Source organism: Neobacillus fumarioli NBRC 102428 (assembly GCF_001591485.1).
GTDB lineage: Bacteria > Bacillota > Bacilli > Bacillales > Cytobacillaceae > Neobacillus > Neobacillus fumarioli.
The window spans coordinates 1-23,200 of sequence record NZ_BCUZ01000018.1; the positions used below are offsets into that span (position 1 = coordinate 1).

At 38.7% G+C, this 23,200-nt stretch carries 19 protein-coding genes and 1 pseudogene; 18 read left to right on the forward strand and 2 right to left on the reverse strand.

The annotated features are described in order from the left end of the window. Positions 1 to 499 precede the first annotated feature (499 nt). The 9 genes from BFU02S_RS05165 to ftsH all read left to right on the forward strand — a co-directional run bounded on the left by BFU02S_RS05165 (position 500) and on the right by ftsH (position 11,432). Positions 500 to 2,269: a hypothetical protein gene (locus BFU02S_RS05165; protein WP_066367528.1), complete on the forward strand. Its 1,770-nt coding sequence runs from the start codon at positions 500 to 502 to the stop codon at positions 2,267 to 2,269. Positions 2,270 to 2,283: 14 nt separating this feature from the next. After that, a complete protein-coding gene (locus BFU02S_RS05170; protein ID WP_066367529.1) occupies positions 2,284 to 3,246 on the forward strand; it encodes a DevR family CRISPR-associated autoregulator in 963 nt (320 codons plus the stop codon). Positions 3,247 to 3,255: 9 nt separating this feature from the next. After that, positions 3,256 to 3,966 (forward strand): hypothetical protein, encoded by a 711-nt coding sequence (locus BFU02S_RS05175; protein WP_066367530.1) that lies wholly within the window; start codon positions 3,256 to 3,258, stop codon positions 3,964 to 3,966. 5 nt (positions 3,967 to 3,971) lie between these two features. Beyond that, complete coding sequence (locus BFU02S_RS05180) at positions 3,972 to 6,362, forward strand: CRISPR-associated helicase/endonuclease Cas3 (RefSeq protein ID WP_066367532.1); 2,391 nt, start codon at positions 3,972 to 3,974, stop codon at positions 6,360 to 6,362. A 15-nt stretch (positions 6,363 to 6,377) separates the two neighbouring features. After that, the gene (gene cas6, locus BFU02S_RS05185) at positions 6,378 to 7,352 is read left to right on the forward strand and encodes a CRISPR system precrRNA processing endoribonuclease RAMP protein Cas6 (protein ID WP_066367534.1); all 975 of its coding nucleotides are present in this window, start codon (positions 6,378 to 6,380) and stop codon (positions 7,350 to 7,352) included. Positions 7,353 to 7,438: 86 nt separating this feature from the next. Continuing rightward, on the forward strand, positions 7,439 to 8,461 hold the full coding sequence (gene cas1 / locus BFU02S_RS05190; RefSeq protein ID WP_066367536.1) for a CRISPR-associated endonuclease Cas1: 1,023 nt from the start codon (positions 7,439 to 7,441) through the stop codon (positions 8,459 to 8,461). Positions 8,462 to 8,465: 4 nt separating this feature from the next. Beyond that, positions 8,466 to 8,732: a CRISPR-associated endonuclease Cas2 gene (gene cas2 / locus BFU02S_RS05195; protein WP_066367539.1), complete on the forward strand. Its 267-nt coding sequence runs from the start codon at positions 8,466 to 8,468 to the stop codon at positions 8,730 to 8,732. A 13-nt stretch (positions 8,733 to 8,745) separates the two neighbouring features. Continuing rightward, entirely contained in the window at positions 8,746 to 9,396 is a 651-nt protein-coding gene (gene cas4, locus BFU02S_RS05200) for a CRISPR-associated protein Cas4 (RefSeq protein WP_066367541.1), read from the forward strand. Positions 9,397 to 9,599: 203 nt separating this feature from the next. Next, positions 9,600 to 11,432 (forward strand): ATP-dependent zinc metalloprotease FtsH, encoded by a 1,833-nt coding sequence (gene ftsH, locus BFU02S_RS05205; protein WP_066367543.1) that lies wholly within the window; start codon positions 9,600 to 9,602, stop codon positions 11,430 to 11,432. A gap of 85 nt (positions 11,433 to 11,517) precedes the next feature. Here ftsH and BFU02S_RS05210 read toward each other — a convergent pair whose 3' ends face one another. Next, positions 11,518 to 12,735: a CynX/NimT family MFS transporter gene (locus BFU02S_RS05210; protein ID WP_066367545.1), complete on the reverse strand. Its 1,218-nt coding sequence runs from the start codon at positions 12,733 to 12,735 to the stop codon at positions 11,518 to 11,520. Between the two features lie 218 nt (positions 12,736 to 12,953). Between BFU02S_RS05210 and BFU02S_RS05215 the strand changes: the two genes are divergently transcribed. The 5 genes and pseudogenes from BFU02S_RS05215 to BFU02S_RS05235 all read left to right on the forward strand — a co-directional run bounded on the left by BFU02S_RS05215 (position 12,954) and on the right by BFU02S_RS05235 (position 17,196). Next, on the forward strand, positions 12,954 to 13,496 hold the full coding sequence (locus BFU02S_RS05215; protein WP_066367549.1) for a 5' nucleotidase, NT5C type: 543 nt from the start codon (positions 12,954 to 12,956) through the stop codon (positions 13,494 to 13,496). Continuing rightward, positions 13,459 to 14,424, forward strand: a complete 966-nt coding sequence (locus BFU02S_RS05220) for an NAD(P)/FAD-dependent oxidoreductase (RefSeq protein WP_369690645.1) — start codon at positions 13,459 to 13,461, stop codon at positions 14,422 to 14,424. Before BFU02S_RS05215 ends, BFU02S_RS05220 begins: the two co-directional genes overlap by 38 nt. A 34-nt stretch (positions 14,425 to 14,458) precedes the next feature. After that, positions 14,459 to 15,823 (forward strand): RsmF rRNA methyltransferase first C-terminal domain-containing protein, encoded by a 1,365-nt coding sequence (locus tag BFU02S_RS05225; RefSeq protein ID WP_066367553.1) that lies wholly within the window; start codon positions 14,459 to 14,461, stop codon positions 15,821 to 15,823. 70 nt (positions 15,824 to 15,893) lie between these two features. Continuing rightward, positions 15,894 to 16,031: pseudogene (locus BFU02S_RS17815) on the forward strand (PTS sugar transporter subunit IIB); the annotation flags it as partial. 205 nt (positions 16,032 to 16,236) lie between these two features. Next, complete coding sequence (locus tag BFU02S_RS05235) at positions 16,237 to 17,196, forward strand: DUF418 domain-containing protein (protein WP_066367559.1); 960 nt, start codon at positions 16,237 to 16,239, stop codon at positions 17,194 to 17,196. A gap of 405 nt (positions 17,197 to 17,601) precedes the next feature. On the opposite strand, the gene BFU02S_RS05240 is transcribed toward BFU02S_RS05235, so the two are convergent. After that, entirely contained in the window at positions 17,602 to 18,126 is a 525-nt protein-coding gene (locus BFU02S_RS05240) for a ribonuclease H-like YkuK family protein (protein ID WP_066367560.1), read from the reverse strand. A 445-nt stretch (positions 18,127 to 18,571) separates the two neighbouring features. On the opposite strand from BFU02S_RS05240, the gene BFU02S_RS05245 reads away from it, so the two are divergent. From BFU02S_RS05245 to BFU02S_RS05260, 4 genes are all read left to right on the forward strand, one after another. Beyond that, a complete protein-coding gene (locus BFU02S_RS05245; protein ID WP_066367563.1) occupies positions 18,572 to 19,669 on the forward strand; it encodes a PfkB family carbohydrate kinase in 1,098 nt (365 codons plus the stop codon). After that, complete coding sequence (locus tag BFU02S_RS05250; RefSeq protein WP_066367565.1) at positions 19,666 to 20,577, forward strand: pseudouridine-5'-phosphate glycosidase; 912 nt, start codon at positions 19,666 to 19,668, stop codon at positions 20,575 to 20,577. The genes BFU02S_RS05245 and BFU02S_RS05250 overlap by 4 nt, the downstream gene beginning before the upstream one ends. A gap of 238 nt (positions 20,578 to 20,815) precedes the next feature. After that, positions 20,816 to 21,409, forward strand: a complete 594-nt coding sequence (locus tag BFU02S_RS05255) for a biotin transporter BioY (RefSeq protein ID WP_066367568.1) — start codon at positions 20,816 to 20,818, stop codon at positions 21,407 to 21,409. A gap of 298 nt (positions 21,410 to 21,707) precedes the next feature. Continuing rightward, a complete protein-coding gene (locus BFU02S_RS05260) occupies positions 21,708 to 23,195 on the forward strand; it encodes a TIGR02677 family protein (protein WP_066367570.1) in 1,488 nt (495 codons plus the stop codon). The last annotated feature ends 5 nt before the right edge of the window (positions 23,196 to 23,200 follow it).

Genomic DNA, 23,200 nt, shown 5'->3' on the forward strand with positions numbered 1-23,200 from the left:
AAGCAATACTTCAATTTGAAAATATTGATTATACATTTGTAACCTATTTAATAATATTAAGATATTGTTGTTTATTATGAATAACATAATGGTGTAATGAGCAAAATTTATATAGTTAGGTTTGGGGGGTGGAATCATGCAGTTTTATGAATTTCTTTTAACCGTAATTTTGTTAATAATTCTGAAAAAATAAAAGCTCTTGGAGAAATTACAGAAGTACCGCAAGTGTGTAAAGATGAAAAGCAAGATAATAATGTACGGTTTTTAGCTCTTTCATGATTAATTATGTCGGTTTAACGATTATATGTAAGAATTTGACCTGATATAAGGGTTTGAAACATTTATTAATTTTAAGATGTTGTTTGTTTTTTGACCCGTTTTAGGGGATTTTTAGATATTAATTCAATGTTTTAAGTAGTAAAAAAAATTTAAAATAGGAGGGATTTCCTAATGTTATGTTGAAGTATAAATATATTTATTTCTAAAGGAGGGGTGTCTTTTGGACTGTATATGGATTGAGAAAACAACTAATACATATTCAGATTGCCTAAAAACGTTTGGGATAGCATATCTAATTAGTTTATTAACAAACCAAGGTAACAACCAAATTCAAATAAGGCAATCGTCTTCCTACTATTTAGTTGAATTATCGCATGAGATTATGAGTAATTGGAAATCGCTTGTTGAAAAATTTGAACCAGTATATCTCTTGCCAAACTTAAATAATTGTGATGGAAAAGCTTCTGACGGCTTGACAATCTACTTAAAAAGCGAAAAGGAAAGAAGGGAGGCTTTTCAAACTTTTTTAAGGGAAGGTCAAGACAATAAGGGAAATGGAGAAATGCCGCCACCTGAACATATCCATTTTCATATCTATTCACTTTATCAAGGTATGAAAGTATTAAGTGCCCATAATAAGATGGCCGAAGTATTCCAACAAGATCCCGAATTGATAAAAGTAGTTTATGAATGGATATTCAGAACGTGTGATTCTCCATTTTTAGGTTCGGAAGAAAAAGTGAAAACCTTTAAGGATATTGTAAAAAATTATGAGCAGAAAACCGGTAAAAAAGTTTCTTTATCCACCAATGTTAATGCGTTATCTTTTTTTAATCCTATTCAGGCAAAAGGGGTAAATAACCAAAGTGCATCCGGCATTAGTCCTGGAGGAGTAAAAAGTTTTGTTCTAGATGAGTTTTTCAAAATGATAGGGGTTTTACATTCATCTATTGGAAGATTAGTGAAAGCCGGTACAAGATCCTACGATTGTTTGCTTCAAGTCATTGATCCGCAGGAAATATCAATAGCAGCTGTTGATAGTATTGTGCAAAATATCAAAAGCAAAATCAAGGCACCAAGTAGAACTTACTTTGAGTTTTCAACATTAACCTACACCATTTCAGAAATATTAAGGTTCTTAATTGATAAGCAGACTGATTTATCCCCTACTTTAACCAATTATGTCCGTGGTTTACACAGTACTTACTTTAAAGATTTAGGAAATGCAAAAGCTGTTATGAATCTTTCTTATTACCACTTACCTTCGTGGGTAACATTTGAAAGCTATGAGGATCTATATAAATACAATGAAATATTCGATGAATTGATTATGAAATGTGACAAAATTCGATGGGATGAGAATTTACTGCAGGATCTTGATCAATCGCTAAACCATTTGGTTACATTTATTTCTACAGGCAAATTAGAATACTATTTATTTTTTGTTCAAGATTACCATACCAAAGTATTTTCCTATATTTATGATAAAAAGTATTGGTTAGAGCCATTTTTTATCAGTCATTTACAGGAGGTTATTATGCGTAGTAATCTGTCTTATTCAAAAATTGTTAGCGACCAAGGATTTATAAATATTTCTAGGGCTATTTTTTCAGCGACAATTGGTTTGCAATATCAGGATAAAAATGTAAGGAAATATCCGGTTCATTATGATTTGCAGCATAAATTAAAACAAAATGCGCCATATCCAGAAAAATTTATCACTTCATTGACCGAGTTTGCAGCAACATTTAATAGTGAAAATGCTAGGGTGTTTGAATCGAGCAAGGCGCGGGGAGAAAATGGCAGGACGAGAAAAAATATTACTGATAGTGACCTTGTCTCCATAATTCAGCTAATTGACGAATATGGTAGTAATATTGTAGGGAATTTACTGGTTGCTTTTGGATATGCCAAAAAAGAACAGGGAAATAAAGGTAGTAATGAAACTGATAACAAAATGGAAGATACCGAATATAGTTTCGAAGATTAATGGAGGGAAAACGCATGATGAAAGAAATCTTTTCTATTTCGATTTCAGGTGAGTTGTCACTTGATTTGCACGCATTAAATAATGAAAGAAGTGAGGGAAATCAAACGTTCACAAGAAAAGTCACTGTGTTAGACCAAGAAGGGGAATTAACAACAGTAAATGCCATCTCCGGTGACATGTTTAAACATATCCAAGCTAAACATCTGCATTCCATAAGCTTAGAAGAGGGTTTACATTTATGTAATGGCTGTTTAAATTTTGATTCCAATCGAATTGCAAGTGATAAAGAATTTACATCAAGCTATAAAAAGGAAACACCAGATGAAGAAGTATACAGGTCTATAATTCATAAATGCGTTATTGACGACATTGAAGGAATGATGGCAACAGCAAATAATAAAAATGTGGCGAGAAAATCGGTTATTGAGTTCGGCTGGGTTGTTGGAAAACCGGAGAAGACGTATACAAACAATTATTTCCATTTAAAAAAGGCTACTAATGCAAGTATAGTCGATGAAAATAAAGCCGAGAATTCTGGGCAAAACATTTTCTATCGTCCTTTAAATACCGGGGTTTATGCAACTGTTATTCATATGGAAACATCAAGAATTGGACTAAATGAAGCATCATTAAATTATAATATTGACCAAAAGGAAAGAAAGAAGCGATATAATGCACTATTAAAAAGTGTCCTTTACACTTTCTTGAAAACTGAAGGAGCCATGAGAGCTTCTCAAGCGCCTCATCTTCATGATTTTAAAGGCATGATTACAGTTAGCTTTTCAACTTTACCGGCACCATCTGTTAGCCCACTAAACGGGGATTATAAACAAGAAATTGTAAATATCACCAGAAACCTAAATGAACTTTCAACCGAAAAACAAGTTGAAATATTACCATTTGAAAGTATTAGTGATTTTACGAAGAAGATAAGGGATCTTATGGAATATGCTCCAGGAACTATCATAAGAAAGTAGGTGTACAGTTTGTACCTGACGGCTAAATATTTACCTGTATCCCTATTTTCATTGAGGGAAAGTGATGCCACAAATGTTGTTGCATCTACCTACTTACATCCATCCCCTTTCTGTATCAAAATGACACTTGTATCTTTATATTTACAAGTTTATGGAAAGAATGGAGTAGAGGAGTGGGTTTCCTTTTTAAAAGAAATCCCTGTATATATAAAGGGTTCCTCAGAAGTAGTTGTCAATAATATGATGATTAAAATCCGAAAATTTAATGATAAAGCAGATAAAGCTGATAAAGATGCAGGAATTAATATTAATTCAACTGTCAGTTATAGGGAATTTTCCTATTTATCAGACTCCGTTGAAATTGCTTTTTGGACGAAAATTGATAAGTTTGCTAAATATGAAGAAACTTTGAAGTTTTTACTTTTACATGTGAAATATTTTGGAAATAGGGGATCTTTTTTTCAATGGCAAAGTTTTAATATAATTGATAGTGGTCAATTACCGCCGGGTTTTTCCAAGAAGTTTGATCAAACGTTTGATATAAGCCAGTTAGGGTTATTGAAAAAAATGGATGATTTCGATAAAAGTGTTACTTTTGAAAAATTGAATATTTATAGCAATACTAAAAAGACGAATATTCGTTTACAAAACATATTTGTACTACCCTATGAAAAAAAATATTCGAATCGATCTTATACCAGTTATAAGCGAAGAGGGTGAAACCGTTGTTTTTATCTGATGAAAAAATTGAAAATTTGTTTAAGATAATGACGAAAAAAGTTGATAAAAATGGAAATGGTTTCACTCCACTTGGTTTTCAAAAGAAAATTATACATGCACAGTTGAACGAAGGCAGAAACGTCATTTTACATGCGCCAACTGGTGCCGGTAAAACACTTGCTGCATTAGCTCCATTTTATATTAGTAAATATTTATGTAAGGAAATAGATTTTCCCGGCCAGTCAATCTATGTTTTACCGATGAGAACTTTGGCATATAGTTTGGCTGATGAAGCAAGAGATATGTCATATTTATGGAAAATTAAGGTTCAAACGGGTGAAGTTCAAGAGGATCCGTTTTTTATTGAAGGGGATGTTATATTTACAACAATTGATCAAGCTCTGAGTGGGGCATTAACCATCCCCTTATCGCTTCCGTTTCGTTTGGCAAATATTAATGCCGGCGTATGGGCTGGAAGTTACCTTATCTTCGATGAATTTCATTTGTTGGATCCAAACAGATCGTTTCAAACCACTGTCCATTTGTTGAAACAATTGTGTGCTGATATGAAATTAACAAGGTTTACAATCATGACAGCAACCCTTTCGAGGGAATTGCGTGAAATTCTAGCAAAAGAGTTAAATGCTGAACATATCAAAGTAACGAAAAAAGATTTGCTGCAAATAAAGTCCCAATATAAGAAAAAAAGAAAGGTCATTACACATGCAAGTTGTCTTTGTGCAAATGAAATTTTAGAAAAACATAGGTATAAAACGATTGTGATCGTAAATCAAGTTGATCGAGCGATTACTATATATAAAGAGATCCTTAAGAATCAACCAATCGATACGGAAGTTTTTTTGCTCCATTCCCAATTATTATCCGATGAACGGAAATCTATTGAAAATAAGTTAAAAGAGTATTTTGGGAAGAACAGGAACAATAAAAAGACGATTTTGATTGCTACTCAGGTAATTGAAGTTGGGATTGATATTACATCGGATGTAATGCTGACGGAAATCTCTTCTGCGGAATCTTTTCTCCAACGCATTGGACGAAATGCAAGATTTGAAGGAGAAGAAGGAACTGTTCATGTATATTCATTAAATAAGAATGATAGTAATCGACCGTGGCTGCCCTACGAGAAAGATGAAATAACTGAGGCAGAGATTTATTTACAAAATGCTTGCGGGGCATATTTTGACTATTCGAAATCAAATGAGATGATCAATAATCTTTATAGTTTAAAAGATAAAGGGTTATGGCAAAAAGTTAAGCTCGAAAAGAAAAATCATGAGGGGATAATGGCGGAGGCCTTCCAAAATCATAATAAGGCCCTGTCAGGAAAACTAATTAGAAATATTGAAAGTGTTTCTATTATAATACATGATCATCCACCGGAGGATGAAAATATATATCTATTTGAAACAGTTTCGTTTCCACTTGGAAAAATGAAAGGATTTGTAGCTAATCTAGAAAAAACGGCTACCAAATTCCAAGGAATGATAAGAAGAATTGTTTATGAAGAGGACAAACTTTTATTTAAAAACATAGAAAATGTAAATGACGTCCATAATCTTGATTATATTATCATTCATCCATCAATGGCATCATATGAAGAAAATATCGGATTAATGCTAGGGGAGCCTAGCTTGAATAAATCATATAGATTCCCTGCTAAGAATAATGAAAAAATTTTAAAACGGTATAGTTACAAGATGGATACTTTTGAAGAACATATACATGCTTGTCTTTTGGCTTATAAACAAATTTGTTTTCCTAAATGCGAATATACAATAAACCGTTTTGGTGAGCTTTTTAAACTAACAAAGGTAAACATGAACAGAATTATCGATTTTGTAATAGTTATGCATGATACAGGAAAGTTATCAAAAAAATGGCAATCTATTGCTATGGATATACAACTGCAAGCCATTGCTGATTTCAATAATGAAACATTACTAGCACATACTGATAACCCGAGTGGAAAAAGAGTAGGATTTCCCAATCACTCCGTATTAGGAGCAGTAATAGCATATTTTTTATTTAAAACAAATGAGAAATACTACGAAATTAGTCATTCTGTTTTAACATCAATAGCCCATCATCATTCATCCAATGCAGTGACGTTAGATTTGCAGAAACATTTTAAAGGGATTGGGATTTTACAAAAACTATTACGAGAAATTGATTGGCATTTTACGACAGAAGAACTCAAACAAATCATTGAGACGTCTCTAAAAAAAATAGAACATAAAAAGGATTGGACCAATCAATGGGTTTATTGGCATGTTGATCCCGTTTTGTATTGGCTGTACCTGTTTTTAGTAAGGCAGCTAAGAATAAGTGATCAAAGATCATTCGATTTTATAGAAGAAGTAACCACAAATCGCTAGCTCTAGGAGAAAAAAATGATTGATTCAGCTATTATTAATTTTTTAGAGGAAATTAAAATAATTCAATTTGTTGCGTTTTATAAAGCAGGGAATAATGGGGTTAGATTGCCTTCTTATCAAGGTTCTACTTTTCGTGGTGTTTTCGGCCATGTGTTTAAAGATGTTGCATGTACTTGTCCTAAAGGTAAATTCGGAGAAATAATCCACCAAGAAAACTGCCCTTATGCTTATATATTTGAAACCCGTTCACAAAGTGATATGAATAACTTATTAGGCACAGAGGAGATCCCACGTCCATTTATTATTAGTCCCGAAAATAGTAATCAGCAATACTTTGCCCCAAATGAAAGATTTTCTGTACGTATTACCTTATTTGGAAAATCCATTAATTACATTCATTATTTTTTATATGTGTTATTTCATATAGGAAATAAGGGATTCGGTAAGGGAAAACAGCAAGCTGAATTAAGACAAGTATTTTTAGTTAATGAAAATGGAGATTTTCAAAATCAAATATATAGTAATCATAAAATGGAACAGAATTTTACTATAATCAACAGTAAAAACATTATTCAACCAGTCAAGGATACATCGGCAATTCGAGCTCACTTTATTACACCAACCCGTCTAAAGTTTAATGGTCATTATACCGATACACCTGAATTTCATATTGTTCTTCGCTCCGCCGTCCGCCGGATCACGTCACTGCTCTATTACCATCATGATCAGAGAATACTCGACATCGACTTTAAGAAACTATTTAAAAATGCTGAGGAAGTAAAACTAGTTCAATCCGATGTCGAATGGTATGACTGGGAGAGATATTCAAACCGCCAAAAGGAACGAATGAAGCTTGGTGGAATTGTCGGAAAAGCAATCTACGAAGGAGATTTAGAGCCGTTTATTCCTTGGTTGCAATTAGCAGAGTGGACTCATATTGGAAAAAATACCACCTTCGGCCTTGGGAAAATAAAAGTAGTATTTGAATAGAAATTTTTTAAAAGCCTGTCAAAAGGCTTATTTTTTTTGTCCTTTTTGGAGATAACTAGACTAAAAGGACTAGGGGAGGAAGAATCGTGTTAAAAGAATTGATTATTGATGACTATGGGTTAAACTTGCATAAAGTAAGCGAGCGGTTAGTGATAAAGAAGCATGGGAAAGTTGTAGAGGAGCATGCCATTAAGGAGCTGCAGGATTTAGTCATTGGAAACAAGTGTGGAATGATATCAATCAGTCTTCTGCAAGAATTGATTGAAAACGGTACACAAGTTCATTTTGTGGACTTTAAAGAGGAACCGTTTAGTACGCTTTACACTCCTGCTCATCATGGATCTGTAAAGGCAAGAAGAGAACAGTTGCGCGGTTATCACGATGAAAGAGGTATAGAACTTTCAAAGGAAATATTGAGTGCAAAAATACAAAACCAAATTAACACCATTAAGTATTTTTTGAAAAGCAGAAAGGCGCTCCCAATAGCTGAAGAATTAAAAGAACAAGCGGAATCTATGAAAATGTTTATTCAACGAATTAAAGCAGTAGAAGGCGAATCAATCGAAGCGGTAAGAAGTGAAATAATTTCTGCTGAGGCACACGCAGCTAAACGTTACTGGAAGGCGGTAAAAATGATCCTCACTGAAAAAGGAATTGATTTTCCGGGGAGAGCCTGGCACATGCAAGATCCGGTTAACCTGATGTTGAATTATGGATATGCCATTTTACGGTCACGTGTCACATCCGCTATTATCCGGGCAGGGCTTGAAACCTATGCTGGCTTTTTCCATGTTGACCGCTCGGGAAGGATTTCGTTTGTATTGGATGTTATGGAAATCTTTCGTCCTTCCATTGTGGACCGCCCAATCATTGCGCTTCTTACAAGAGGCCATAAACCAGGAACAGAAGAAAAGGAAGATGGGTCAACTTTTCTCGATAACAACACATTAAAACTTCTTCGTGAATATATTCATGACCGTCTTGAGGCAAAAGAAGAGTTTAAGGGCAATGATTATTATCTCCGCACCATCATTCAAATGCAAGCTAGAGACATTGCCACTTTCTTTAGAGATGGAAAAAAATTCAAGGGATATATTTCGAGGTGGTAAGAACATGAAAATACTATTAATCTATGATATTACCGAAGATAAGCTGCGGACCAAAACTGCCAATATGTGCAAGGATTATGGCCTTTTCCGTGTACAATATAGCGCTTTTTTTGGAGAGATCAGCAGAAATCTACATGGTGAATTAACCCGCAGATTAAAGCAGTTACTTAAGAATAGCGGAAGAAGCAGTGTGATTATCTTTCCACTAAGCCAGGACAGTCTTGAAAACGTGGTGAAACTTGATTTCAACTATTCAGAAGAAATGTTTTAATGGGGGATGTAAAATGCCTTTAAAAATCACAGATATTAAACAATTTATCTATTGCCCTCGAGTTGTTTATTACAATTATGTGGAACCAGTTCCTCGAAAAATATCGTTTAAAATGGAATACGCCAGAGCCCAACATTATGAATTAAATGTAAAAGAAAAACGAAGAACACTTCAACGTTACGGATTATTAGAAGGAAAAAGATACTATGATGTCACAGTTACATCCAATATTCTCAATTTATCTGGAAAAATCGATATCCTTATTGATACAGAAAATAAAGAAGGACAGCGCTATTATCCGGTTGAATGTAAAGACACTGATCAAAAAATTCACAAAAATATTCTATTTCAGTTGGCAGCTTACGCGTTATGTATAGAGGAAATGACGAATACTAGCGTAAAGAAAGGCTATATCTATATTATTCCGGAGCAAAAAGCTTACCCGATTATTATTACCGACCAACATAAACTTTATATTCGAAAAATAACTTGGATGATTAAAAAAATTATACTTGAAGATCATTATCCGGAACCACGTTCTAAAAAAAGATGTTGGGATTGCGAATTTCAAAGATACTGTAACGACTGTGATTTGCCTAATTTACTACCTGTAAAAGAAAGAAATATGGAACTTGTAAAAAGCCTTTTTAAAAAGTCAAAATAAATATATATATATATATGTTATTTTTTGGGAATCCTGAATCTAAGGCTGTTAACCTTGGAAAGAAAAATAAAACATTTGCTGCAGGAGATAAATCCTAAAAACAAGCATTCATCAAGTCAAAAAACTTGGAGCATATGCTTTAAATGAATTAATATTAAGTTGGGAAGTATAAGAAAGAAATCAACTCTACCTGGAGGAAGCAAATGAAAGAAATCAAGCCGCCTAAAAAGCCGGTGATATATTATTATATCGTAATCTTAATTGTTGTTATGCTGCTTAATACCTTTCTTTTTCCGGCGATTGTCCGGCATTCGATTAAAGAGGTTGATTATGGGACCTTTTTAACGATGGTGGATCAGGGGAAAGTGAAACAGGTACAAATTGAAGATGACTATATTACCTTTAAGCCAAAAACCGGGGATACGGTATATAAGACTGGAACGATGAATGACCCGGATTTAGTTAACCGTTTGCATAAAGCAAATGTAAAATTCGCTAAGGTGGTTCCAAGAGAAAATTCTCCGCTTATCACTTTCTTTTGGACATGGGTTGCTCCGCTGCTGATTTTTATCTTAATTGGGCAATGGTTAACGAAAAGAATGCAAAGTCGAATTATGGGCGGCGGGGGGAATGGTTTTCCCTTTGGGAAAAGCAATGCCAAAGTCTATGTGGAATCGGAAACAGGCATTACCTTTAATGATGTCGCTGGCCAGGATGAAGCGAAAGAAGCGCTTCAAGAAATTGTTGACTTTTTGCATAATTCGAAGAAATATGTCGACATCGGTGCCAATATTCCTAAGGGGGCGCTTTTGGTCGGCCCTCCTGGAACAGGGAAAACGATGCTGGCCAAAGCAGTCGCGGGTGAATCCAAAGTCCCGTTTTTCTCGATTTCCGGATCTGAATTTGTCGAGATGTTTGTTGGAATGGGGGCGGCCAGGGTTCGTGATCTGTTTAAACAAGCGAAAGCAAAGGCACCGTGTATTGTTTTTATTGATGAAATTGATGCGATTGGCAAAAGCCGTAATTCCAGTATGGCCGGAGGAAATGATGAGCGGGAGCAGACACTCAACCAGCTGTTGACGGAAATGGATGGTTTTGAGCCGGATAAAGGTATTGTGATTTTGGCGGCAACCAACCGGCCGGAAACATTGGATAAAGCGCTTCTAAGACCGGGAAGATTTGATCGCCGTGTTCCGGTGGAATTACCTGATCTTGCCGGTCGTGAAGCGATCTTAAGAGTTCATGCCCGTAAAGTGAAGTTAGCTGATAATATTGATTTTAATGTGATCGCCCGTGCGACGGCAGGAGCTTCAGGGGCTGATTTGGCGAATATTGTGAATGAAGCTGCACTGAGAGCCGTAAGACTTGGCCGGAATAGGGTGACGCAGAATGATTTGGAAGAATCGGTAGAAGTGGTGATTGCCGGATATCAACGGAAAAATGCCGTGATTTCCATGAAGGATAAATTAACGATTGCTTATCATGAAATTGGCCATGCTTTAGTAGCTGCTAAACAAAGCCATTCAGCGCCAGTGCATAAAATCACGATCATTCCGCGAACTTCTGGAGCATTAGGCTATACGATGCAGGTTGATGAGAAGGAAACGATCCTTATGACGAAAGAGCAGGCTTTGGACAAAATTACAACCTATATGGGCGGCCGTGCTGCTGAAGAAATTATTTTTAAAACCATCACGTCAGGCGCTTCTAATGATATTGAGCAAGCAACCAAAATTGCCCGATCAATGGTTACTCGATTTGGCATGAGCGATGAATTCGATATGATGGCGTTAGAAACGGTGAATAATCCGTATTTGGGTGGGGATACAACGTTATTAGTGTCTGCTGAAACGGCCTCCAAAGTGGATGCTGAGGTACTGAAAATTATTAAAACCTGCCATCAAAACGCCAAAACTATTTTATTAAACAATATCGATAAACTGCATGAATTGACGAAATACCTGTTAGAAAAGGAAACCATAACAGGGGAAGAATTTATGGCAATCCTCTCGGGAAAACAGCTTGAAACGGTGTAAAATGTTCGAGGCTGGGATATTAGCAGGGATCAAGCAAAGTTACATTAGTGAATATATGGATGATATAGGATGGCTTGAAGCCATCCTATATTTTTTCATGAATTCTTGAATTCGGCAGTACATATTGATTCCGGCTAGCCCCCAATCCAGCTGCCATCATCATAACAGTTACGATTGCCAAAATGACTAAGGGAATTGTCCATGAATGGGTTTGGTCGATAATAAAACCGATTAAACTTGGTCCAATTGCCGCCAGCAAATATCCGATCGATTGAGCCATCCCCGATAAATCGGCGGCTTGCTTTGCATCTGTTGTTCGGAGGCCGATGAGCGTAAGCGCCAAACTGATACTCGCCCCTTGAGCAATTCCTATAAATAGAACGGAAACTATTAATAATACATGATTTGTACTAAGGAGGAGCCCTAAAACGCCAACAATGTGAAAAAGTCCTATTACCATAACAAGGCCTTTTTGATTTTGAAAAATACCAGCCAATACCGGGGCGAAAAATGTTGTAGGCAGGCTTACTAATTGCATGATCGACAGCATCCAGCCTGTCAGTGATAAATCCATTCCTTGGCTTCCTAATATTTGGGGAAGCCATGTAACCGTACAGTAAAATAAAAACGACTGCAATCCCATGAACAAGGTGACTTGCCATGCAAGCGGCGATAACCACATGGCTTTATTGGAAGCTCGGGTATTCAGATTCGTTATTTGACTATGATGGTGCCGAAGCTGGGGGATCCAGATGATAATGGCAATAATTGTGAGTATTCCCCAAAAGGCCAAGGCTTTCTGCCATCCAAATCCTAAGCCTTGTGCGAGCGGAATACTCACTCCTGACCCAAGTGCAGCAAAAGTATTCATTGAAGTAGTATATGTACTGGTCATAATGCCGATTTTTTGAGGGAAATTCAACTTTACGATACCTGGCAGCAATACATTTCCAATTGCAACGCCGACCCCTATAAGTAAAGTGCCAAGAAAAAGGGTAGAAATGATTCCTGCCGATCGGATGGCGATTCCAAGAAATAAGACAATTAACCCAAGGAAAATGGTGCGTTCACTACCCAATGCGCGGCCGATTCTTGGGGCAAGAATGGAAAGGACGGCAAAGGAAAGTAATGGGAGGGTCGTAATAAACCCAGCTTCCCCATTCGATATATGTAAGTCTGCGCGAATCAAACTAATAATGGGCCCCACTGAAGTAATAGCGGGCCGTAAATTAAACGCCACAAAAACAATCCCAATAATCAAAAAAACTTTGTAGATAGTTTCATTTTTATATTGATCTTTCATGCAACAACCTCCATCTTCCATTTAAAGGAATAACCTTAACTTAAACGCTCTATTTTGTTCATCATACTTGGTTTGACTGTCAATAAATAGTATGATTAATTTTACCATTATTATATGTTGGTGTCAGGCACCGCTCGTGGACAAATTGCTGTTTTGTCCGCGTGGGGTGGACATTTACAGTTTATGGGTAGTTGTGTTGAAGGGGAAGATTGTGGCGTATGAGGACGTTGTTGATTGATATGGATTCGGTTATTTGTGATTTGATGTCGGAGTGGCATCGGCGCTATAATCGGGATTATGATGATGATTTGACGGTGGACAGGCTGCAGTGCTGGGAGTCGGAGAGGTATGTGAAGCCGGAGTGCGGTTTGAGGATTTATGATTATTTAAAGGAGCCGGGGTTGTTTTTAGGATTGAAGCCGCTCCCCTTTGCTCTTGAGGTGCTGGAAAGATTACATAACAAACATCATATATTCATCGTAACGAGCAGTGTTTCCACAGCTTATGCTGAGAAAGAATGCTGGGTGGAGCAGCATCTTCCATTTATTGGACGAAAGAATTTGATTTTTGCCCATCGCAAGGACATGATTGTCGGTGATTTGTTATTTGATGATGCCCCGCATAATCTACTCGGCTTTTCTGCTACAGGAAGAACTGCAGTGGCGATGGATTATCCTTACAACAGGGATGTGAATGTCCCAAGGGTGAAGAGCTGGCTGGAGTTTGAGAAGTTCGTTAACCATTTATGGAGAGGGGAGTGAGGATATGCGGCATGTGGATGTCATCATTATAGGGGGAGGGCCGGCAGGAATTTCCGCTGCCATTTGGTGCAAGAGGCTGGGAATTGACCATCTCCTTCTGGAAAAAAAGCAAGAATTGGGCGGCCAGCTGACAAAAATTCAAAATGAAATCATTGATTATCCCGGTATGTACGCTGAGAATGGCCGTAAAATTCAATTAATATTTGCAGAGCACATCTCCAGCCTGGATTGCTGCTGCAGCCTGAATTCGACTGTACTTTCCATTGATGATTCGCAAAAAACGGTAACAGTTGATCAGGAAGGAAAAATTGAAACCATCCATTTCCACTATTTAGTTCTTGCATCCGGGGCAGGGCAAAGGCGGTTAGGCGTTCCTGGTGAGCAGGAAATGCTTAAACGGGGTGAAGATTATTCCGCCACTTCGGATGGCCCAAAGTTGAAAAATAAAACAGTTGCCGTAGTAGGCGGCGGAGATCGTGCGTTTGAAGGAGCCATTATTTTAGCGGATGCAGGCGTCAATGTGTACTTAATTCATCGCTCGCAAACCTTTAAAGCAAGATCACAATTTATCGAGCTGGCTACAAAGAAAAGCAATATAACCATTATGACAGATACCCAAGTAACAGCGATCCACGGAGAAAACCGCGTGACATCTATCAGCCTTCTGAATCATACTGGTGAGACTTCCACCTTAAATGTGGATGCGGTATTCGTCAGAATCGGGATTAAACGAAACAGCGAGTTGGTAGAAGGAAAAGTTGACATAAATGAACAAGGCCTCATCGTAACCGGGGAAAATGGGCAGACGAGTAACAGTGCAATTTTTGCTATTGGTGATGTGTGCACTCCCTCCATCTGTTCCAGTATTGCCTCTTCTGTCGGACAGGGAGCCATGACGGCAAAATATTTATCTTCATTAATGGGTTAGATATATACTAGAAATTTGCACGGAGTGTTGGAAAATGGAACTTCCACAGGACTTTCTTATCAAAATGAAACAACTTTTAAAAGATGACTATGATACTTTTTTACAAAGTTATGAAGAAAACAAGGCACAGGGTCTTCGCGTGAACACCCTCAAAGTATCGATGGAGGAATTTTTGAACATAAGTCCTTTTACTTTGAAGAAAATTCCATGGGTAAAGGAAGGTTTTTACTATCAAGCTGAGGACCGGCCGGGAAAGCATCCATACCATGAAGCCGGGCTGTATTATATTCAAGAGCCAAGCGCCATGGCCGCTGGTGAATTCCTCGACCCGCAGCCAGGGGAGAAGGTGCTGGATTTGTGCGCAGCACCCGGAGGGAAGACAACCCATATTGCCGGAAAAATGCAACAGCAAGGGCTGCTGGTGACCAACGAGATTCACCCCGCCCGCGCCAAAATTCTTTCGCAAAACATTGAACGGATGGGGGTTCGAAACGCTGTTGTTACCAATGAAACCCCGGCCCGGCTGGCGGAAAGGTTTCCCGCCTACTTTGACCGGATTTTAGTCGATGCCCCGTGCTCGGGTGAAGGGATGTTTCGTAAAGACCCTGACGCTTGTGCCGAATGGAGTACTGAGAACGTTGCTTTATGTGCAGCGCGTCAGCTTGACATTTTAAAGCATGCAGAGACCATGCTGCGTCCAGGAGGACGGCTTGTCTATTCGACCTGCACATTTTCTCCGGAAGAAAATGAAGGGACTATCAGCGCATTTTTGCAAGAGAATCCGAATTTCGAAGTGGTAGACGTTCATGTTTTTGAAGGTTTTGACAAAGGACGGGCAGAATGGATACCACATCCAGCGGCCAATATAGAAAAAACAATCCGGATTTGGCCGCACCATGTTCAGGGGGAGGGGCATTATATTGCTGTTTTGCGTAAAACGGACGGTGAGGAGCCTGCAAAACGCAAATATGCAAATCTTTTAACGAATCCGAAACAGCTGAAAAGTTATTTCCAATTCGTCGATGAATCATTGCGTGAGACACCAAAAGGGGATTACCTATTATTTGGCGAGCATTTATATGTACCGCCGAAGGACATGCTCTCTCTAGAAAATTTAAAGGTGCTACGGCCGGGCTGGCACTTGGGTACGTTGAAAAAGAATCGTTTCGAACCTTCACACGCCTTGGCATTAACGTTAAACGGAGATCAGGTAAACCATAAATGGAGCTTGGGAATGGACTCCCGTGAAATCTACTCTTACTTAAGAGGGGAATCTTTAGAAGCGGCTGGCCCTAAGGGCTGGTATTTGATTGAAGTGGACGGTTTCTCGATTGGCTGGGGGAAATTATCCGACCATGTGATGAAAAATCATTATCCAAAAGGGCTCAGATGGACATGAAAAATCCCATGGTATCGTTTATTAAATTATTTTTTCTTGTTTTGTGGATAACTGGGTTCCTCGATTGTGAAATATGAATGTCGCAGATCAAAAGAAAATTAAAGCTACAGGTGTGCCGGGCATTAATATCGTCGGCAAGCAAAGCATTCAAGTGATTGTAGGCACAAATATGCAGTTTGTAGCTGATGAGATTGCAAAAATCTGCAAAAAAGGATTGACAAAACCGCTTGAGAACGAGTTCAAGCGGTTTTTTTTCCCAAAAAGTATTACTGAGGCTGTTCGGGTTCCAAACAGTTTTCTTAAAGATATAAATTTTTATCTAAGCTTTTTGGCATTTCTCTGCAAGTTTCGATAAGAGGGATTTGTTGGTATACTAGCGAATTAAAAATTATTAATGTTTTTAGGAGCTAGATATGAAATCCATTGAACTTAGCGAGAGAATTGATGAACTGGACTATTTACGGGGATTTGCTTTACTTGGGATAATCCTTGTGAACATCACTCATATGCTGGGCATAAAACCGCCGGAATCGAAAACGCTCGACGCTTTTTACTGGAAGTTTCTATATGGATTTGTCGAGGGGCGGTTTTACACGATTTTCACCTTTTTATTTGGGGTTGGGTTTTATATTTTTATGACCAGAGCAGCACAAAGGAATCCCAAGGTTTGTTTTTTTAGGCGGATGTGTGTGCTGCTTTTCTTCGGTCTGGTTCATATGCAATTTCAGCAGGGGGAGGCATTAACGATTTATGCCGTATGCGGCCTGATCATTTTGCCATTTTATCAGGCAAACAAGTTTGTGAATCTTTTCTTTGGGGCGGTTTTATTATTCGTCTTAAGTTTATTTTCGATTAAAATTTTTATGACGGTTCCCCTTATGTTATTAGGAATAGCTGCAGGCCAATTTCGGGTGTTTGAAAGGATTGGACATCTGAGGAAGAAGCTGCTGATTTTTGCGTTTGTTATATTAATCGGTAGTATTATGGCTTTAATCCTGCAATACCATTATTTGCAAGTTGAGGGCCAGGAATTTTTACGCGTTGGTATTGCGGTTGGTCCTATTGTTTCCGCTTGTTATGTTGGAATCATGCTTTGTAGTTTGCAAATTCCGCTTTTTCGCAAGTTATTTTTCTCTTTAAAAAATTACGGCCGGATGGCGTTGACCAATTATGTTGGTCAAACAGCGCTTATTTTGGCGGGTAGCCATTTGTTTGGCAGGATTACCTATATCCAGTCGCTTTTCGTTTGTTGTATTATTTATTTTATTCAGCTTGTGTTCAGCACTGTTTGGTTAAGGTACTTTCGCTTCGGTCCGCTTGAATGGATTTGGCGAATCGTAACTTATTATGAAATTCTCCCGCTAAGGAGATAAAACCAGGGACTTATCTCTATTATAGGAGATAGGTTCTTAATTACATAACGATAACGCCAGAAATATCCTTTCTTTATCGTTATTACCAACTGCATGCAGTTGAAATTGAAAATGATTATTTTCTTGTCTGTCAGGGTTTGTAATTGATATTTTTAAGAATGAAAATAAAAGCAATTTCCCTTCAATGGATCCACCTGAATAACCTTTTAAAGTGAAGTATTGTTTTAATTATTCTTGATAATATGATAGTGCAAGAAGAGCAAATCACCCGCCAAAACAAAAAGCGCTTGAATCCATTATTAATGGACTCAAGCGCTTTTTGAAGACGGATCATTCCAGAAAAAACCAAAATGTCCACCCCAGATGGACAAAATAGGGAAATGTCTTTTTGTGGTGCCTGACACTTTATTTTGTGTAGCGGTTTGCATAGCTTGAGGCTACGAAGGCATCGGGTTTGATTTTTGGTTCGACTCCCATGGATTCCATTCTTGCTACCATTTCTTTTACGAATTCGCTGGTTTTATTTCGTTTACCTGCCCCGATGTCGATATGGCCTTCCATGGTAAAGGTTGCACCTTGGTATAGATAGGGAAGAACAATATTGATCAGTTCGCTTTTCCGTTCTTCTGTAAACATGCTGACAATCTCTTCGGTAAGCGAAAGTTCAAGGGAAATCCGCTCGTGCAGTTGGAGCATTTTTCTTGGTACAATGAACTTTCTGATACAGGCCCATACACCTTTTCCTTCATTTTGAATAACAATCCCTGTAATAAAAGTCGTATGCCCTTTATGAACTTGGGAATCTGTTCCAACCATTAACCGAAAGCATCCACTGGGGTTGGCTTTCATAAATTTGACAATCCGCTTAAAAACATCATCAAACGTCATCCCCGTCTCCTGAAGGTTCTGAAACAAGAGAGGGTTGATCATATTTTTCCTCATAACACATCACATCTTTTCATTCTAATAATATCCCTTTTCCCTTTTTATTTCCATTTTATGAGTCAGATATATACATGTGCATCGTTGGGGGGTAACGTTGGGTGTCAGGCACCGCTCGTGGACAAAACGCAATTTTGTCCACGGTGGGTGGACAGTTTTGTTTTAAATCTCAATTGATCACTTTTTGAAAATAGTTTTGCTTTTATAGTTAGGAGGCGGAATACTTGAGGTTGATTTCTTCGGATGTATTCATTTTTCTTGAATCCTTAGGCATGTTTGGGAGCAGCTGGTATTGCTAAAAAAGTCCAAGTAAGTTCGGTAGCAAAGAATTGAAAACGCTTTACGTACAAAATTAATTGAAGTACAATTTAAACAGAAGTTTACAGAATAAACAAAAGTTTAAATCAAATGAGGTGAGTGTGTGACAGGAGGTATGACTGAGAAGGAACAGCTGGTTTTTAGTTTAATACGAAAAAATCCTTATATTTCCCAGCAGGAGCTTGCTGAAGCTGTCGGATTATCGCGGCCTTCAGTAGCTAATATTGTATCCGGGCTGACGAGAAAGGGTCATATTTTAGGAAGAGCTTATATTTTAAACGAATCAAAGGAAATCGTTTGCATTGGCGGGGCTAACTTAGACCGTAAATTCTATCTCAAAGACCAGGCACAGTCGGGGACTTCCAACCCGGTCAAATCCGTTCGCAGCGTAGGAGGTGTAGCCCGTAATATCGCTGAGAACCTTGGGCGGCTCGGAATGGAGGTAACGTTAATCACAGCTTGTGGCTCGGATAGTGACTGGGCATTCATTGAAGAATCGTCTTCTTTATATATGAACCTAGAAAAAGCAGCAAAAATACGGGGGATGTCCACCGGTTCATATACTGCCGTATTAGACCCAAATGGGGAGTTAGTCATTGCCCTTGCTGACATGGAGGTATATGAATTGCTGACACCAGGACTCCTTTTAAAACAGGAGCTGTTGTTAAGCAGAGCAAAATGCATCATTGCCGATTTAAACTGTCCTAAGGAAACACTGCAATTTTTATGTCATTTTGCCAAAAAACACGAAAGACCACTGGTTCTAATACCAGTTTCATCGCCAAAAATGAAGCATCTTCCGGATGACTTAAATGGTATTACCTGGTTGATTACCAATCGTGATGAATCGGAAAATTATTTTAAAAGTAAAATTACAAATCGAACGGAATGGTGCCAGGCACTTGAAAAATGGTTATCTCTTGGCATTTTAAATGCCATTATTACCGATGGAAAAAACGGAGCGATGGTTGGCAATAAGACAGAGGGGATTTTTCATATTCCTTCAATTGAAACAATGGAAATAGTCGATGTTACCGGAGCTGGTGATGCGTTTTCGGCCGCGGTCATTTATTCATGGCTTGAAGGGAATAACTTGCGTGACATTGCAAAGGCTGGGACAGTCAATGCTGTTAAAACATTGAGATCAGCCTACACGGTAAGACAGGATTTATCCCCTGCACAATTACGAAAAGACATGGAGGAATTTGAATGAACCAATATATTTCATTTTCAGAAGAAGTACGGACTGCAAAAGAACAGGGAAAACCCATTGTTGCATTGGAGTCTACCATCATCTCACATGGAATGCCTTATCCACAAAACGTTCAAACCGCTCGCGAAGTAGAACAAATGATCCGCGAGAATGGCGCTATTCCAGCCACAATTGCCATTTTAGATGGGAAAATTAAAATCGGCTTATCGGATTCGGAACTTGAAATGTTCGGAAAAAGCTCAGATGTAGCAAAAGCATCGCGCCGTGATTTGGCATATTTGCTTGCCACGAAGAAAAAGGGAGCGACAACGGTCGCAGCGACGATGATTTGTGCAGAATTGGCAGGCATCCCTATCTTCGTTACAGGAGGAATTGGCGGCGTACACCGCGGGGCTGAAACGACGATGGATATATCGGCTGACCTTGAAGAGCTGGCACAAACCAATGTGGCAGTCATTTGTGCCGGAGCCAAATCCATTCTGGACTTGGGGTTGACCTTGGAATACTTGGAAACAAAGGGGGTACCTGTAATCGGCTATCAAACTGATATACTGCCGGCTTTTTATACACGCACAAGTAATTTTTCAGTTAACTTCCGTGCCAATGATGTTGAGACTATTGCCGCTACATTAAAGACAAAGTGGGATTTAAACCTAAAAGGCGGCGCCGTCATTGCCAACCCCATTCCAGAAGAACATGCAATGGATGAAAAAACAATCACAGCTGTAATTGAATCGGCTTTGAAGGAAGCAAATGAACAGCACATATCCGGCAAAGAAGTCACCCCATTCCTGCTCGCAAAAGTCAAAGACTTAACAGGTGGCAAAAGCTTAGAATCCAACATTGCCCTTGTAAAAAACAATGCCGTACTAGGAGCAAAACTCGCTGTCAGTTTCACAGCTTTATAAGGTATCCCTTTATAAGGTATCCCTTTATAGGGTGTCACTTTATATGGTGTCAGGCACCACTCGTGGACAAAACGCAATTTTGTCCACCCAGGATGGACAATTCTTTTATTTTGTCTTTTTGCGGTGCCTGACACCAAATACTAGTGTTAACTAAAAACTTTTTTTAGTTGACAAAAGATCCTCCACCGCTTTATTTTAATTTTAGTTGGAATTTTATTTTAGGGTGGGAGATTATGAGATGAAGAAATTAAGAGCGCTTGATATTACCCTTGTTGGTATGTTTGTGGCGTTGACAGCCATTGGGGCGAATATTACTTCGATTGCGCCGTTTTTGCATGTTGGCGGTGTGCCGATTACATTGCAGACGTTTTTTGCCGTGTTGGCCGGCTTAATTTTGGGGAGCAGGATAGGCGCAATTGCCATGATTGTTTATATGTTGGTTGGATTGGTAGGTGTGCCCGTTTTTGCTGGCTTTAGCGGCGGGCTTCGGATCATCTTTAGTCCGACATTTGGTTTCATTGTTTCCTTTATTTTTGTCGCATTCATCATAGGTAAGATCATAGAAAGAAAGACAAGCTTATCAGCCTACATTACCGCTGCTTTAATTGGAATGGCTGTAAACTACCTGTTTGGAACAAACTGGATGTATTTTACCTTTAAACTATGGGCAGCTGCACCGGCTGGATTTACATACAAAATGGCCTGGTTATGGATGATTCCACCCCTGCCCAAAGATATCATCCTCTCCATTTTAGCAGGAGTTCTTGCTCACCGACTAGAAAAAACCGTCCTCTCAAAAGGACAATTTAAAAACGTAAAAAGAGCATCTTAAAAAGGTGTCAGGCACCGCTCGTGGACATTTGTCCGTCTCCAGTGGACATTTGGAAGCTACAGCGGTGTTTTTTTTGGTGTTTTTATAATGTAAGAATTTATAAGTTCCGACTTTGAAAATTGCCCAGCTCCCGGCGCCTAGCCCCACGGGACAAAAACTAGACTTTTAGTGCAGAACATTTGCCTGTCGGGGCTGACCAAGGCGCTTGCTCTTTTCTTGTTCCCCTAATAATTTCCTTTCAATTTTTCGTGTTTCTTCGATATACTTTAGGTAAGTTTGTCGGAGAAGTGGTGAGGTTATGGTTGAGAATACGATGAAGAAAGTTGTGGAAGCCAGTTATTTGACGGCTGAGAAGGCTTGGAGTTATCGGACGATTTTGCGTTTTTTCTTTATTCAGCATGAGAGAATGAGAGATTATATTACTCCAGAAGAAATTTTTAATTATTTGAAAGACATTTCGGAATTTCAAACCTATACAGAGGAGCAGCTGCACCTGGATCTTGCCCAGCTGGTGAAGTGGAATAACCTGATCGCCCGCCAAGATATGGGAAACGCAAAAACAATTGAGGAATATAAAAAGAAGCGATTCCGTTACCAGTGTACCCCATATACTGTTGAAATTGAGCGGATGCTGCAAAGTTTAGAAAAACTTGGTGACTCTTTCAAAGGATCCTTGGAGCGGACACAGTTCGACAGGCTCTTGCAGGCACTCATCCAGCTAGAAAAAGAGCTGGCTCCCAAACCTCAGCCTAATAATGAAGAAATCGCGCAAATATGGGACGACATTTTCAGCTACTTCCGCAATATCCGCCGCAACACCGCGGACTATATCGCCTATATCAATAGTGAAAAAACAGAGGAACAAATGCAGACAGAGGCATTTCTTGTTTATAAAAATCAATTTACCGCCTACTTACGCGATTTCATTGTTTCCCTGCAAAAAACATCCATGCAAATCCAGCAAAGGCTAACCGAACTTAACGATGAAAAATGTGCGCAAATTTATGAAGCTGTCATGCAGCATAAACTCTCGATTCCACGTTTGGAAGATGCGGGACTTTCAAAAGAAGAGCTGCTGGAGGAACATGTCGATCTTTGGCAGTCACTATACCAATGGTTCCTTGGCAGCCCGAACCATCAAAGCGAACTTGATATGCTGCAGCTGCAAACAAATGAAATGATTCGCAGAATTACCCGCTACGTGCAGCGAATTGGAGAGCGCCATCAAAATTTTCGCAGCAGGAGAAAAGATTATCTTCATCTCGCAAAATGGTTTTCCGGCCTCGAAGATATACGGGAAGCACATAAGCTTTCCGCAGTCGTGTTCGGGACGATTGAAACCCGGCATATGATGAGCGAAGCGATGCCGACTGAAGATATTTATGCCGATGTTTGGGATATAAAGCCGCTTGAACTTACAATTAAACCCCGAACCAACCGCTACCGTGAAAAAACAAAGCCGGGAGCTATAATCGGCAACCAGGCCGAAAAAGAAACAATGCGAAAGCTTTATTTGCTACAGTTGGAAGAAGAAAAGCAGCTAATCCAAAAATATATGAAAAATAACCGCATCCAAATTTCTGAACTTCCGGTGATCGAGCCGTTTGTACGGAAAATGCTATTGACATGGATCGGAAAATCAATGGCAACCAAGGAGCAAAAGGTCAAAACAGACTTTGGCATGACCGTTAAAGTTACACTCGATGAACATAACCGGGTTTACCTTCGCTCTGAAGACGGTATGTTAGAAATGCCTGATGCTGAACTGATTTTTTCCGAAAGCTAATGAGA

Excerpts from the sequence above, each read along its gene's own strand:
- BFU02S_RS05170 (WP_066367529.1), top strand. The coding sequence starts at position 2,284 with ATGATGAAAGAAATCTTTTCTATTTCGATTTCAGGTGAGTTGTCACTT.
- cas6 (WP_066367534.1), top strand. The coding sequence starts at position 6,378 with ATGATTGATTCAGCTATTATTAATTTTTTAGAGGAAATTAAAATAATT.
- cas2 (WP_066367539.1), top strand. The coding sequence starts at position 8,466 with ATGAAAATACTATTAATCTATGATATTACCGAAGATAAGCTGCGGACC.
- cas4 (WP_066367541.1), top strand. The coding sequence starts at position 8,746 with ATGCCTTTAAAAATCACAGATATTAAACAATTTATCTATTGCCCTCGA.
- ftsH (WP_066367543.1), top strand. The coding sequence starts at position 9,600 with ATGAAAGAAATCAAGCCGCCTAAAAAGCCGGTGATATATTATTATATC.
- BFU02S_RS05210 (WP_066367545.1), bottom strand. The coding sequence starts at position 12,735 with ATGAAAGATCAATATAAAAATGAAACTATCTACAAAGTTTTTTTGATT.
- BFU02S_RS05215 (WP_066367549.1), top strand. The coding sequence starts at position 12,954 with ATGAGGACGTTGTTGATTGATATGGATTCGGTTATTTGTGATTTGATG.
- BFU02S_RS05225 (WP_066367553.1), top strand. The coding sequence starts at position 14,459 with ATGGAACTTCCACAGGACTTTCTTATCAAAATGAAACAACTTTTAAAA.
- BFU02S_RS05235 (WP_066367559.1), top strand. The coding sequence starts at position 16,237 with ATGAAATCCATTGAACTTAGCGAGAGAATTGATGAACTGGACTATTTA.
- BFU02S_RS05240 (WP_066367560.1), bottom strand. The coding sequence starts at position 18,126 with ATGATCAACCCTCTCTTGTTTCAGAACCTTCAGGAGACGGGGATGACG.
- BFU02S_RS05245 (WP_066367563.1), top strand. The coding sequence starts at position 18,572 with ATGACTGAGAAGGAACAGCTGGTTTTTAGTTTAATACGAAAAAATCCT.
- BFU02S_RS05250 (WP_066367565.1), top strand. The coding sequence starts at position 19,666 with ATGAACCAATATATTTCATTTTCAGAAGAAGTACGGACTGCAAAAGAA.
- BFU02S_RS05255 (WP_066367568.1), top strand. The coding sequence starts at position 20,816 with ATGAAGAAATTAAGAGCGCTTGATATTACCCTTGTTGGTATGTTTGTG.
- BFU02S_RS05260 (WP_066367570.1), top strand. The coding sequence starts at position 21,708 with ATGGTTGAGAATACGATGAAGAAAGTTGTGGAAGCCAGTTATTTGACG.